This is a genomic window from Novosphingobium sp. TCA1 (assembly GCF_009811895.1).
Taxonomy (GTDB): domain Bacteria; phylum Pseudomonadota; class Alphaproteobacteria; order Sphingomonadales; family Sphingomonadaceae; genus Novosphingobium; species Novosphingobium panipatense_A.
The window spans coordinates 127,819-141,032 of record NZ_BLJH01000003.1; the positions used below are offsets into that span (position 1 = coordinate 127,819).

Annotated in this window: 8 protein-coding genes; 6 read left to right on the forward strand and 2 right to left on the reverse strand. The window is 65.6% G+C overall.

Annotated features, from left to right (window positions below):
* Positions 1 to 71: 71 nt before the first annotated feature.
* The 5 genes from NTCA1_RS05860 (at position 72) to NTCA1_RS05880 (ending at position 7,647) form a co-directional block, all read left to right on the forward strand.
* Complete coding sequence (locus tag NTCA1_RS05860; protein WP_133083580.1) at positions 72 to 683, forward strand: TetR/AcrR family transcriptional regulator; 612 nt, start codon at positions 72 to 74, stop codon at positions 681 to 683.
* Positions 684 to 1,284: 601 nt separating this feature from the next.
* Entirely contained in the window at positions 1,285 to 1,683 is a 399-nt protein-coding gene (locus NTCA1_RS05865) for a hypothetical protein (RefSeq protein WP_086494071.1), read from the forward strand.
* Positions 1,680 to 2,969: an efflux RND transporter periplasmic adaptor subunit gene (locus NTCA1_RS05870; RefSeq protein WP_236549117.1), complete on the forward strand. Its 1,290-nt coding sequence runs from the start codon at positions 1,680 to 1,682 to the stop codon at positions 2,967 to 2,969. Before NTCA1_RS05865 ends, NTCA1_RS05870 begins: the two co-directional genes overlap by 4 nt.
* Before the next feature lie 65 nt (positions 2,970 to 3,034).
* Complete coding sequence (locus NTCA1_RS05875) at positions 3,035 to 6,220, forward strand: efflux RND transporter permease subunit (RefSeq protein WP_159829223.1); 3,186 nt, start codon at positions 3,035 to 3,037, stop codon at positions 6,218 to 6,220.
* A 17-nt stretch (positions 6,221 to 6,237) separates the two neighbouring features.
* Complete coding sequence (locus NTCA1_RS05880) at positions 6,238 to 7,647, forward strand: efflux transporter outer membrane subunit (protein ID WP_159829225.1); 1,410 nt, start codon at positions 6,238 to 6,240, stop codon at positions 7,645 to 7,647.
* A gap of 72 nt (positions 7,648 to 7,719) precedes the next feature.
* Here the strand turns inward: NTCA1_RS05880 and NTCA1_RS05885 are convergent, their stop codons facing one another.
* Together NTCA1_RS05885 and NTCA1_RS05890 are read right to left on the reverse strand one after the other, a co-directional pair.
* Positions 7,720 to 10,134, reverse strand: a complete 2,415-nt coding sequence (locus NTCA1_RS05885) for a TonB-dependent receptor (protein ID WP_159829227.1) — start codon at positions 10,132 to 10,134, stop codon at positions 7,720 to 7,722.
* 272 nt (positions 10,135 to 10,406) lie between these two features.
* Positions 10,407 to 11,741, reverse strand: coding sequence for an MFS transporter (locus tag NTCA1_RS05890; RefSeq protein WP_086494074.1), 1,335 nt, complete (start codon positions 11,739 to 11,741; stop codon positions 10,407 to 10,409).
* Positions 11,742 to 11,935: 194 nt separating this feature from the next.
* Between NTCA1_RS05890 and cyoA the strand changes: the two genes are divergently transcribed.
* Positions 11,936 to 13,213, forward strand: a complete 1,278-nt coding sequence (gene cyoA / locus NTCA1_RS05895) for a ubiquinol oxidase subunit II (RefSeq protein WP_159829229.1) — start codon at positions 11,936 to 11,938, stop codon at positions 13,211 to 13,213.
* Position 13,214 lies beyond the last annotated feature (1 nt).

Here is a 13,214-nt window from a genome sequence, read left to right on the forward strand (position 1 = left end):
GTTTCACGCTCGGTCTATGATCGAGCGTGACACTTTACGGACGGGAGCGTGCTACCTATATACCGACCGGTATGAAATGTTCGGCCCCCACAACGACTCGTGGTCGCCCACGTGAGTTCGATCCCGATGAAGCGCTGACCGCAGCGCTTCGCGTGTTCTGGCAACGCGGCTACGAAGGCGCCTCCATGGCGGAGCTGACTGAGGCCATGGGCATTACCAAGCCCAGCCTCTATGCCTGTTTCGGCAATAAGGAAGCGCTTTTCAAGAAGGCGCTGGACCTCTACGAGCGCGACAAGCTGGCCTATGTCGGCAAGGCGCTGGAAGCACCCACCGCGCGCGGCGTGGCCGAGCGGCTGCTGGAAGGCGCGATCTCGACTCACTGCGGCGGCAGCGACCCGCACGGTTGCCTCGGGGTGATGTCCACCGTGACCTGCACGATGGAAGATCCCTCGATCCGCGATTTCGTGACCGAGCGCCGGATCGCCACCGAAACCTCGCTGATCGAACGCTTCGAGCGCGGCAAGGAAGAGGGCGATCTGCCCGAGACCGTCGATGCCCGCTGCCTGGCGCAATGCCTCACTACCGTGCTTCAGGGCATGTCGGTGAAGGCGCAGGGCGGTTCCTGTGCGCAGGAACTGAAGGGCGTCGTGGATACCTACCTGACGATGTGGCCGGGGCGCTGAGCGCCTCGGGATTGGTCAGAACTCCTCAGCCTCCCGCTACGTCATCCTGAACTTGTTTCAGGATCCATCTCTCGACCTCGACCATCGGCCTGAATGGCGAAATGGATCCTGAACCAAGTTCAGGATGACGTTGAGTTGGAGAGTAGGGCTGCTCCCTTACGAGACGTTTTGTCTCTCATCGCCCTCTCCAGCCCGAAAAAATTCCATTCAACCGGCGTTCAGGCCCTTGAAAACGGCGCTTCCGAACAAATCTTACCAAGCGGTACAGAAAGTCGCTTGACGAGATACCGCATCGCAATATATACCGCTTGGTACAGAACGAGGTAGCCCGACTCGCCGCTTGAGGGAGTGACAGGGGCCAAGTTCGCACAGAGTCCGGTCAACCGGGCTTCCCTTGGCGCTGCCTGTCCCCCCCGCAGGCGGCTCCTGAGAATATGAACCAGTGCAGTCGGCGCTCCCGGAAATGCGATTTCGGGCGATGTCCTCCTGCGCCTCAAGACTTTCCGGTGCCCCTTGCGCCGGAACACCCCGGCGTGCGCCCTTACCTTCCCCCTCCTGTCCCGAGGGCGTGCGCCGGGTACCTTTCCAGGGAGCACAGAACATGGCCTTCATCGACTTCACCGATGCGGCGCTCCAGGCGCTGCCCGCTATCCGCACCATTCCCGAGGCGCCTCTCGCTGCCGCCGATCCGCTGTCGCATTTCGAGCGCAGGATCGTCGAACTGGCGCGGACCGACAGCCTCGACACGCTTCGGCCGCAGCGCAAGCGCGGCTGGTTCGCCCGCCTGATCTTCGGTCCGCAGCCGCCTTCGCCGATGCTCGCCAACGAGCAGTTGGAAGCGCTGCGCCGCCTGGCCGTGCAGGCCTGGCATCATGGCTACACGCTGCCTGCTTCCGTCATGAAGGAAGCCCGCGTGGCCGGCCACAGCGAGGCCAAGATCGGCGCCGTCATCGACTTTATCGGGCGCTCCCGCGCCCCGTTTCGGAGGCTTGCCGCGTGAATTTCCCCGTATCCCCAGAGACGCTCGCCGCGGCGCAGGCGGAGGCTGAGCTCCCCCGCACCCGGTCCAGAAGAGGGCGTCAGGCCGCCGTCGCCGCGATCGCGCTGATCGCGGTGGCCGGCATCGGCTGGAAGACCTTGCACCATTCCGAGGCCGATGCGGCCCCCATGGCACCCGCCGTCGTCCAGGCCGCCACGCCGCTGATCCGCGACGTGACCGAATGGGACGACTATGTCGGCCGCTTCGCCCCCAGCAAATCGGTAGAGGTTCGCCCGCGCGTATCGGGCGCGATCACGCAGCTGTTCTTCAAGGACGGTGATTTCGTTCGCGAAGGCCAGCCGCTCTTCACCGTCGATCCACGTCCCTATCGCGCGGCGCTTGCCGAGGCGCAGGCGGAAGTGGCCTCGGCCCAGAGCGCGCTCGTCCTTGCGAAATCCGACTATAACCGCGTTGCCGGACTCACCGGTGACGAGGCGATGGCGGCCAGCGAAGTCGACCAGCTTCGCGCCAAGGTCCGCGCCGCCACAGCCGCACTGGCAGGCGCCGAGGCCCGCGTGCGCCAGCGCGCGCTCGACGTCGAGTTCGCTACGGTGCGCGCGCCGATCTCGGGCCGCATCTCGGATCGCCGGGTGGACGTGGGCAACCTTGTCTCGGGCGAGAACGGCACCGGGGCTACCCTGCTGACCACCATTAATGCGGTCAGCCCGATCTATTTCACTTTCGACGCCTCGGAAGCACTGTTCCTCAAGACCCAGCGCGAGAAAGCCGAGCACAAGGATGCGGCCAACGTGCAGGTCCGTCTCCAGGACGAGGTCCAGTACCGCTGGAACGGCAAGCTGGACTTTACCGACAACGGGCTGGACCCGCGCTCGGGCACGATCCGCGTGCGCGCCGTGCTCGACAATGCCGATGGTTTCCTGACGCCGGGCATGTTCGGCAACATGCGTCTGGCAGAGGGCGGCACGGTCAAGGCCATGCTGGTGCCCGACGATGCCGTGCAGTCCGACCAGGCTCGCAAGGTGGTGCTGACAGTGGGCAAGGACGGCGTGGTCGCGGCCAAGCCGGTCGAACTCGGCCCGCTGGTGGACGGCCTTCGCGTCATCCGTTCCGGCCTTGCCTCGTCGGACCGCGTCGTGATTTCCAATTACCAGGCCGCGATTGCCGGGGCCAAGGTCAATACCCGCCGCGGCCAGATCGCGGCGGAGCCCAAGGCGGTCAATGCCGCCGCCAGCCCCAATGCCGACCTGCGCGCGCCCGTGGCCGCGCAGGCTACACTCGCCAACTGACATTCACCCAACCGGGGGGCGGCGCTCCATCTGAGTGACCGCTCCCCCCAGAGGGGCCTATTCCCATGCGATTTTCCCGGTTCTTCATCGACCGGCCGATCTTCGCAGGCGTCATCGCGGTGCTCATCACCGTGGTGGGTGCGCTTGCGTTCTTCGGCCTGCCGGTCAGCCAGTATCCCGACATCGTCCCCCCGACGGTGACGGTGACCGCCCAATATCCCGGCGCTTCCGCCGAAACCGTCGCCGATACCGTGGCCGCTCCCATCGAGCAGGAAATCAACGGCGTCGACGACATGCTCTACATGTCCTCGCAGTCGACGGGCGACGGCAAGGTGACGATCACCGTCACCTTCAAGATCGGTACCGACCTCGATGCCGCGCAGGTTCTCGTGCAGAACCGCGTCGCCATTGCCGAGCCGCGCCTTCCCGACGCGGTACGCGCGATGGGCGTGGTGACGCGCAAGACCTCGCCCGAATTCCTGATGGTCGTGAACCTGCAGTCGCCCGACGGCACGTTCGATCGCGACTACTTGTCGAACTATGCCCTGACGCAAGTGAAGGACCGCCTCGCGCGCCTGAACGGCGTGGGCGACGTGCAGATGTTCGGCTCGCGCGACTACGGCATGCGCATCTGGATCGATCCCACCAAGGCTGCCGCCATGAACCTGACGGCGGGCGAGATCGTCGATGCGCTCAAGGCGCAGAACGTGCAGGTTTCCTCGGGCGCGATCGGCGCGCCGCCATATGACCGGGGCAATGCCTATCAGGTCGGCGTCGAGATGCAGGGCCGCCTGACCACGCCCGAGCAGTTCGGCGATATCGTCGTGCGTACCGATGCCGAAGGCCGCCAGGTCCGCGTGCGCGACGTCGCGCGTGTCGAACTGGGCGCGCAGGACTACACCACCAACACTTACCTCTCGGGCAAGCCCACGGTCGTGATCGCCGTGCTCCAGCGCCCGGGTTCGAACGCGCTCGACGCCGCCAAGGCCGTGCGCGCCGAGATGGACGACGTGGCCACGCACTTCCCCAAGGGCCTGGAATACTCCGTCATCTACAACCCCACCGAGTTCATCGGCCAGTCGATCGACGCGGTGTACCACACCCTGTTCGAGGCGGTGATCCTCGTCGTTCTCGTCATTCTCGTGTTCCTCCAGAACTGGCGCGCGGCGGTCATTCCGATCATCGCCATCCCGGTCTCGCTGGTCGGCACCGCGATCGTGCTTGCGGCGGTCGGATACTCGCTCAACAACCTCTCGCTGTTCGGGCTGGTGCTCGCCATCGGCATCGTCGTCGACGACGCGATCGTCGTGGTCGAGAACGTGGAACGCTACATCGAGGAGGGCATGTCTCCGCTGGAGGCCGCTCGCCGCTCGATGGACGAAGTCACCGGCGCGCTGATCGCCATCGTCCTCGTGCTCTGCGCGGTCTTCGTGCCGACGCTGTTCATCACCGGCATGTCGGGCCAGTTCTACAAGCAGTTCGCCGTCACCATCACCACGGCCACGGCCATCTCGCTGCTGCTCTCGCTCACGCTGTCCCCGGCCTTGGCGGCGATGCTGCTTAAGGAAAAGCATGGGCTTCCCGCCGACGCCCCGCGCTGGAAGCGCGCGGTGCAAGGCGCCGCCGACAGGTTCAACCACGGTTTCGAACGCATGAGCGAGGGCTATGCCCGCCTCACGCTGACTCTGGTAAAGCGCCCGGTGAAGATGATGGCCGGTTATGCCGCGCTCATCGCCGCCACTGTCGGCATGTTCTGGGCGACGCCTGCGGGCTTCATCCCTAACCAGGACCAGGGCTACTTCCTGGCCGCCATCTTCCTGCCGCCGGGCTCGTCGCTGAACCGCACGGACGAAGTGACGCAGGAAGTCGCCAAGCGCATCCTGCCGGTGAAGGGCCTGCGCGGCGCGGTGATGTTCGCCGGCTTCCACGGTTCCTCGCAGACCGCCGCACCGGACGCCGCCGCCATCTACTTCCCCTTCAAGAGCTTCGAGGAGCGGAAAGCTCTCGGTGTGACCTATGAGGGGATCATGGCCCAGGCCCAGGCCGCGATGCAGGGTTACGACAAGGCGCAGGTCCTGCTGATCCCGCCGCCGACCATAAACGGCATCGTCCCTCCGGGCGGCTACCGCATGGTCGTGGAGGACAAGGAAGGGCGCGGTCTCGCGGAGCTTCAGAAGGCTGCCGGCGCGCTGATCGCCAAGGCCAACCAGGCCCCCGAACTGAGCCAGGTCTACACCCTGTTCACGATGAATACGCCGCGCGTCTATGCCGATGTCGATCGCCGCAAGGCCGACATGCTGGGCGTCTCCCCCGCCAAGGTCTTCGAGGCGATGCAGGTCTATCTCGGATCGTCCTACATCAACGACTTCAACCTGCTGGGACGCACCTACCGCGTCACCGCGCAGGCCGATGCCGAGCATCGCGGATCGACGGCGGATATCGCCAACCTCCAGACCCGCTCGGATTTGGGCGCGATGGTGCCGGTCGGCTCGGTCGCGACCTTCAAGGACCAGACCGGCCCCTACCGCGTGGTGCGCTACAACCTGCACCCGGCGGTGGAAATCGACGGCAGCTACGGCAAGGGCTACTCCTCGGGCCAGTCGCTGGCGACGATGGAGAAGATCGCGGGCGAAACCCTGCCTTCGGGCTACGACACCGAGTGGACCGGCATCGCCTACCAGCAGGCCCATGCGGGCAATACCGCCGGAATCGTGTTCGGCATGGCGGTGCTGTTCGTCTTCCTCGTGCTCGCTGCGCAGTACGAAAGCCTGACCCTGCCTCTGTCGATCATCCTGATCGTGCCGATGTGCCTCTTCGCGGCCATGCTGGGCGTGAACCTCAGGGGGATGGACAACAACATCCTCACCCAGATCGGTCTCGTCGTGCTGATCGCGCTGGCCGCCAAGAACGCGATCCTTGTGGTCGAGTTCGCCAAGCAGGCGGAGGAGGAACGGGGCTATTCGCCGGTGGAGGCAGCCGTCTATGCGGCCCGCACCCGCCTGCGTCCGATCCTGATGACCTCGTTCGCCTTCATCCTCGGCGCGGTGCCGCTGGTGGTGGCGACGGGAGCAGGGGCCGAGCTTCGCCAGGCGCTGGGTACGGCGGTGTTCTTCGGCATGACCGGCGTTACCGGCTTCGGCCTGCTGTTCACGCCCACCTTCTACGTCGTCTGCCGCAAGCTCGCGGCGGCCCTGCGGCGCAAGCCGGCCGAGCCGCACCACGAGAGCCATGCGGTAATCCCGGCGGAATGAAAGGACGGAATATGTCCATGAATATCAGAATATTGGCCGTGGGACTTCTCACCGCGACCAGCCTCTCGGCCTGCGCCGTCGGACCCGACTATGTAGCGCCGACGCCGCCGGTCCAGGCAGGGGCGCCCTTCGCGGGCGTCCAGTCCGGCGAAGTGACCTCCGCCTGGCCGGACGACAACTGGTGGCGGCTCTACAAGGACCCGGTGCTGGACGGCCTCGTGGCCGATGCGCTGGCCGCCAATACCGACGTGCGGGTGGCGGTCGCCCGGATAGAGAAGGCCCGTGCCGGCCTGCGCGGTTCGCGTTTGGATCGTCTGCCGCAGACCCAGATCAGCGCCACCGGCACTTACGGCCGCGTTTCCGAGGCGCAGGTGCTTCCCGGTTTCGACCGGGAAGGCCGCCGCACCGACGGCGAACTGGCGGTGAACTACGAGCTGGATCTGTTCGGCCGCGTTTCGCGCGGGATCGAGGCCTCGCGCGCCGATCTCGCGGCGGCGCAGCAGGATGCCGATGCCGTGCGCGTGACGGTCGTGGCTGACACCGTGCGGGCCTATGTCGATGCTACCAGCGCGGCGGACCAGGTCGGTGTGGCCCAGCGCACGGTCGACCTGCTCGACCGCTCGACCCGCATCACCAATGCCCGTTTCGAGCGGGGGCTGAACCAGAAGCTCGACGTGATCCGCGTGACCCAGCTTCGCGAGCAGCAGGCGGCCATGATTCCAAGCCTTCAGGCCGCGCGCGACGCGGCGCTGTTCCGCCTGGCAACCCTGACCGGGCGCACGCCGCAGGATCTGCCCGAGGCGGCGCGCAGCCGCACGACCACGCCGGATGTGGGACAGCCGATCCCGGTCGGCGACGGCGCTACCTTGCTGGCGCGGCGACCGGACGTGAAGGCGGCGGAGCGCCGTCTCGCCGCCGACACCGCCCGCGTCGGCGTGGCGACGGCCGATCTCTATCCGAAAATCACGCTCGGCGGCTCGGTGGGCTCGACGGCGGTGGGCGCGACCGACATTTTCGGCGGCGGTCCGCTGCGCTGGCTGATCGGCCCGCTGATCTCCTGGGCTTTCCCCAATCAGGAAGCGATTCGCGCGCGGATCGGGGGCGCCCGCGCGGATGCCAAGGCCGATCTGGCGGCGTTCGACGGCACCGTGCTGCGGGCGCTGGAGGAAACGGAAACGGCGCTTTCGGCCTACCGCAATGCCCTCCTGCGCAAGGAGCGGCTAGGCTCGGCGCGCGATGCGGCGGAACGGGCGGCCAATGTCAGCCTGGCGCGTGAGAGCAGGGGGCAGATCGACGCTCTCGACGTGCTCGACGCCCAGCGCACGCTGGCCCAGTCCGAAGCCGACTATGCGGCGGCCACCCGCGCCGTGGCCTTCGCGCAAGTGGACCTGTTCCGGGCACTCGGTGGGACCTGGCAGCAGACCTGAAGGGCCTCTCCGAAACAGGAAAAGGGGTGGCAAGGGTCGAACCTTGCCACCCCTTTTTTGTGCAGCGCTGGCTCAGCGAGAGCCGAAAGCGTAGCGCACGTTGATGCCGAATTCGCGCGGGGCGGTTACGGTCACGCCGGTATAAGTGCTGGTGTAGGTCGCGGCCGTGGTGGCAGTGGCGCTGATCGGCCGCTGGTAGCTGGTGAACAGCGGGGTAGTGCGCGTCAGCGTCTTCGTGGTGTCGAAGATATTCTTGGCGTAGAGCCCGATTTCCCAGGCGCCGTCATCCGCGCGCAGGCCTGCGAAGAGGTTGACCAGCGCATAATCGCTCACGTCGTCCCAGGCATTGCCGGGGTCGCCCTGCGACTTGCCGGTATATGTCATCAGGCCGCGCAGGTAGGCGTCGGTCCCGCCGAAGGCCGGGAAGGCGTATTCGCTCTGAACCGTGGCCGAGAAGGGCGCCATGAACGAGGCGCGCTGCGAGACATTGCATGCCGCGATGTTGTCCGCACCGACGGCTGCCTGGAGTTCGGCAAGCGAGGGAGCGGTCGTGGTCGCGTCCGGCACACCGTCTCCGTCGAGGTCGTTGCAGGGCACGGTGCCGCCCTTGATCTTGCCCAGCGAATAGCTGGCGGAGGCATTGAGGTTCCATCCGGGCATGATGTCGAACGAGACATCGCCCTCCACGCCGTTGACTTCGACCGGAACGGCACCGGCGAAGTTGAAGTTGTTGACCTGCTGCGCGATGCCCGTGACGGCGCCGCTCCCGTCCCGAATGGCAACGGTGTTCACGTAGAACACACCCGAACCCGGGACGCGGTAGGGGTAGTTCTTGAATTTCTGGTGGTAGCCGGTGAGGTTGAAGCGCATCCGGCCGTCCAGCAGGGTGGACTTGAGACCGATTTCATAGGACTTCGAGGTTTCCGCCGGCAGTTGCAGGAACGATCTTTCGAGAGCCGACGGCGCGATGTTGAAGTCGCCCACAACGTTGATGCCGGGACGCCAGGAACTGCCGGTCGCGGCGTAGATCATCAGGTCCGGCGTGAAGTTGTGCTTGATGGATCCGCTGTAGATCCACTCCTTGGCTTTCTGGGCATTGTTGGCGACGGTGACCGGGCCGACGATCAACTGGCTTTCGTCCTGATAGTCGATGTGGCGCACACCGCCCGAGATTTCGGTGGCATCGCCGATGTGGACGGTGAGGTTGCCGAAGATCGACTGTTCGTGGGTCTTGCCCTGGCTCGTGATCGGGGTCTGGACCACGCGGGCGAGCAGCCCGCTCGTGGCGCTCAGCGGCACGCCGATCATCGTCGGATTGGTCAGGTCGGTATGGGGCTTGTTCCGGCTGTCGAAGAAGCCGACGACATAGTCGACCATGTCGAACAGGCGTTCCTCGTTCTGCAACCGGATTTCATGCGATTTCGAGGTCGAGCGGGTGTCGGTGATCTGGTTCACGTCACCGGGGAAGAAGTTGCCCTTGTCGAAGTTCTCGGTCGAATGGATCTTCTGGGTATAGTACTGCCCCTGATAGATCAGGCGCTGGCCCCATCCGCTGGCTTCCGCCCGCCAGTTGTAGACATCGAAGACCTGCTTGATCAGGCGCGGGCTCTCGTAGTTGGACAGGCGATCCTTCGACGAGATGGTAACCGGGCTCGGCAAGGCATCGGGGTTCACTTCCGAGAACGATGCGATCTGGTCATAGCTGCGCTGGTCGCGGTCCAGGCGCTGGTACATGCCTTCGAAGCGCAGCCAGTCCGTGGGCGTGACGAGCGCGGAAATGCGGCCGCTGCGGGTGCGCGCCCAGGGATCGCGATTGGTATAGATCGAGCGGACGCGGTCCACCTCGTTCTCGTCCCAGACACCGGCCGCGCGGATCGCGGCTATGCCCTCGATCACCGGGATGTTCAGCGCGCCCTTGATGTTCTGCGTGCCGATGTCGTTGGCGGTCATGTCCACCATGCCGCCCAGCGAATAGAGATCGGGCTTCTTGGTGGTGACGGTGATGGAGCCCGAAGGCGAGGCGCGTCCGCGCAGGGTGCCCTGAGGCCCGCGCTGCACTTCGATCTGGCCGATGTCGTACATCTGCTGGAGCACGATACCCGCGGTGATCGGGGCGTCGTTCATGTAGAATTCGACGGTGGGATTGTTGCCGCTGGCGTTCACGTCGAAGTTGACGCCGCGCATCTTGGCATTGCCGCCGATGCCGTTGGCATTGGTGTCGAGCTGGAGACCGGGCGCAAGGGTGGACACTTCCCTGAAGTCGCGAAGGTTGAGCTTCCCGATTTCGTCGGCGGTGACGGTGTCGATGACGGCGGGAACGTCCTGCACGTCTTCATCGCGGCGGCGTGCCTGGACGATGATGACGTTGGCTTCGTTTGCCGATACCGCGTCAGGCTGTTCCTGAGCCAGGGCAGGGGAGGCCGCCCCCAGGCCGCAGATACCCGACAGGCCCGCCGAACACAGCATAAGCTGCTTGAACGCACGCATGAACTCTCCCTCCGATTTCTTTGCTCTTGTCCTGAGAGGGGTGCTTGCGGAGAGCCTTGGTTGTCAAATGAAATGGCTTCATTTTCGGTAAACTACGGCATGGCGTTATTTGAACACTCGCCCAAATTTCGACCAAGGCTCTGTAATAGGCCGATTCGGCTCCCATTCCGATATTTTCGGGCGCAAACGAAAAAGGGGGCGCCCAGCGCCCCCTTTCCCGAATTCGAAACGGTCTGCCCGATCGGGCGAGGCCGATCAGATGCGGCCAGTCGTCAGTTCTTGCTGGCGAGGCCCTTGTTCAGCCAGAGCGCCAGAAGCGTGGCGATGGCGCCGGAGAGCAGGTAGCCGCCCGAGGCGATCAGGCCGCCATTGGTGGCCAGCAGCAGCGCTGCCAGTGGGGCGAACGCGGCGCCGATCAGCCAGGAAAGATCGCTGGTGAGGGCGGAGCCGGTGTAGCGGTGCTCGCTGGCGAAGCCCGAGGCGACGACGCCCGAGGACTGGCCGAAAGCAAGGCCGAGCAGCACGAAGCCGATGATCATGAACGCGATCTCGCCCACCGGACCGGCGTCAAGAAGCTGCGGCGCGAAGCCCGAGAACACGGCGATGGCGACGGCGCAGGTGCCCAGCAGGTTACGGCGACCGAACTTGTCGGCGATGCGGCCTGAGGCGATCACGGCGACGACGCCGAAGGCGGCGGCCAGGGCTTCGATCAGCAGGAAGCCGATCGGCGAATCGGGGGTGAAGAGGAACACCCACGACAGCGGGAACACGGTGACCATGTGGAACAGCGCGAAGCTGGCGAGCGGGGCGAAGGCGCCCAGGACGATGGTCTTCCACTCGGTGCGCAGGGTCGAGCTGACGCTCACCGGCTGAAGGTCGCGGCTGGCGAAGAGGTTCTCGAACTCTTCGGTGACGACGATGCGCAGGCGCGCGAAGAGCGCGACGACGTTGATCGCGAAAGCCACGAAGAAGGGATAGCGCCAGCCCCAGTCAAGGAAGTCCTCGGCAGGCAGGGCGGCGATCATGAACGCGAACAGGGTCGAGGCCACGATCAGGCCGAACGGCGCGCCGAGCTGCGGGATCATCGCATACCAGCCGCGCTTGTGCTCGGGCGCGTTGAGCGCGAGCAGCGAGGCCAGGCCGTCCCAGGTGCCGCCGAGGGCGAAGCCCTGGCCGAGGCGGAACAGGCAGAGCAGGGTGATCGCAGTGCTGCCCGCAGTCGCATAGGACGGCAGGAAGGCGATCGCCGCGGTCGAGCCGCCGAGCATGAACAGGGCGATCGTCAGCTTGGTGCCGCGACCATAGGCGCGGTCGAGCACCATGAAGACGAGGCTGCCGATCGGGCGGGCGACGAAGGCCAGCGCGAAGACCGCGAAAGAGTAGATCGTGCCGGTCAGCGCGTCCACGAAGGGGAAGAACAGCTTCGGGAACACCAGCACCGAGGCGATGGCATATACGAAGAAGTCGAAGAACTCCGAGGTTCGGCCGATGATCACGCCGATGGCGATCTCACCGGGCGAGGGCTGGTGATGCTCCTTGAACGTCGGCAGTCCCAGGGCTTCGCGGGACTGGCCCAAGGCTTCGCCGGATTGGGGGATGCTGGTCATTTCGATTCTGCGGCCTTCGTTTCGGGTCCGCGAGCGGACGGCTCAATAACGGCCTGCCGTGCGCGGACGAATCAAGGCGGGCGCGCGAAACGCCCGGCTACATAAGGGGGGCGTATCGTCATTGTCCGGCTTCAAGGGGATTGGACAAAATGTCCTATGTTCGCACTCGCGGCATGAGCCTAGGCGCTCCACCCATGCGCCCACCCGAGTCCCGTCCGAAGCCGCGGCATTTGACCGCGCTCGCCAGAGCCCTTGCCGCCTTGTCCATGACGGGCGCGCTTTCTGCCTGTAATACCGTCGTGCTGAATCCGGCCGGCGATGTGGCGCGTCAGCAGGGTGACCTCGTCGTCATCTCCACGCTGCTGATGCTCCTCATCATCGTTCCGGTCATGGCCGCCACGGTCATCTTCGCGTGGCGTTACCGCGCGTCGAACAAGGAGGCCACTTACGAGCCCGACTGGGATCACTCGACCCAGCTCGAACTCCTGATCTGGACGGCGCCGCTGCTGATCATCATCTGCCTCGGCGCGCTGACCTGGGTTACGACCCACCTTCTGGATCCCTACCGCACCATCGGCCGCATCGACGCCAATACCCCGGTCGCCGCCAACGCCAAGCCGCTGGAAGTCGAAGTCGTCGCGCTCGACTGGAAGTGGCTGTTCATCTATCCCGAGCAGGGCGTGGCCACCGTCAACGAGCTGGTCGTGCCCACCGGCCGTCCGCTTCAGTTCAAGATCACCTCGTCGAGCGTGATGAACTCGTTCTACGTGCCTGCCATGGCCGGCCAGATCTACGCGATGCCGGGCATGGAAACCCGCCTGCATGCCGTGGTCAACAAGCCGATCGAAACCGTCGGCTTCTCGGCCAACTATTCGGGCGCGGGCTTCTCCAACATGCGCTTCGCCACCCATGCCGTCACAGAGGCGGACTTCGCCAAGTGGGCAGCAGGCGTGAAGGCAAACAAGACCGGCCCCGCGCTCGACCGCGCCGCCTACCTCGAGCTCGAAAAGCCGAGCGAGAAGGTTCCGGTCATCCGCTACGCCACCGTCGCGCCCGACCTCTACGATGCCATCGTCGACATGTGCGTCGAGCCCGGCAAGATGTGCATGAGCGAGATGATGGCGCTCGACGCGCGCGGCGGCCTCGGCAAGGCCGGTATCCGCAATGTCGAGATGCTGGCTTACGACAAGCACGGCCGCGAGGCCGTCGCCAAGGCCAATGCCACTCCGAACGCCGCCGTCCAGCGCGAGCTGGCCTGGGTCCGCGCGCTCTGCCGCCAGATGCCGGGCTCCGCGCCCGACAACACGGTCAAGGCGCCCGCGAACCTGCGTTCGCTGACCGGCGCGGGCATGGCGGCGCCGCAGTCGCTGCCGCTCTTCGGCAAGGACGAGCAGGCGCTCGCCCAGCCGAAGGCGGAATCGCCTGTCGCCGTCAACGACGCCGCGCACTCCTCTCAGATTTCCCGGAACTGAT

Coding starts and splice junctions, on each gene's coding strand:
- NTCA1_RS05860 (WP_133083580.1), top strand. CDS start 72: ATGAAATGTTCGGCCCCCACAACGACTCGTGGTCGCCCACGTGAGTTC.
- NTCA1_RS05880 (WP_159829225.1), top strand. CDS start 6,238: ATGAATATCAGAATATTGGCCGTGGGACTTCTCACCGCGACCAGCCTC.
- cyoA (WP_159829229.1), top strand. CDS start 11,936: ATGCGCCCACCCGAGTCCCGTCCGAAGCCGCGGCATTTGACCGCGCTC.
- NTCA1_RS05885 (WP_159829227.1), bottom strand. CDS start 10,134: ATGCGTGCGTTCAAGCAGCTTATGCTGTGTTCGGCGGGCCTGTCGGGT.
- NTCA1_RS05865 (WP_086494071.1), top strand. CDS start 1,285: ATGGCCTTCATCGACTTCACCGATGCGGCGCTCCAGGCGCTGCCCGCT.
- NTCA1_RS05890 (WP_086494074.1), bottom strand. CDS start 11,741: ATGACCAGCATCCCCCAATCCGGCGAAGCCTTGGGCCAGTCCCGCGAA.
- NTCA1_RS05875 (WP_159829223.1), top strand. CDS start 3,035: ATGCGATTTTCCCGGTTCTTCATCGACCGGCCGATCTTCGCAGGCGTC.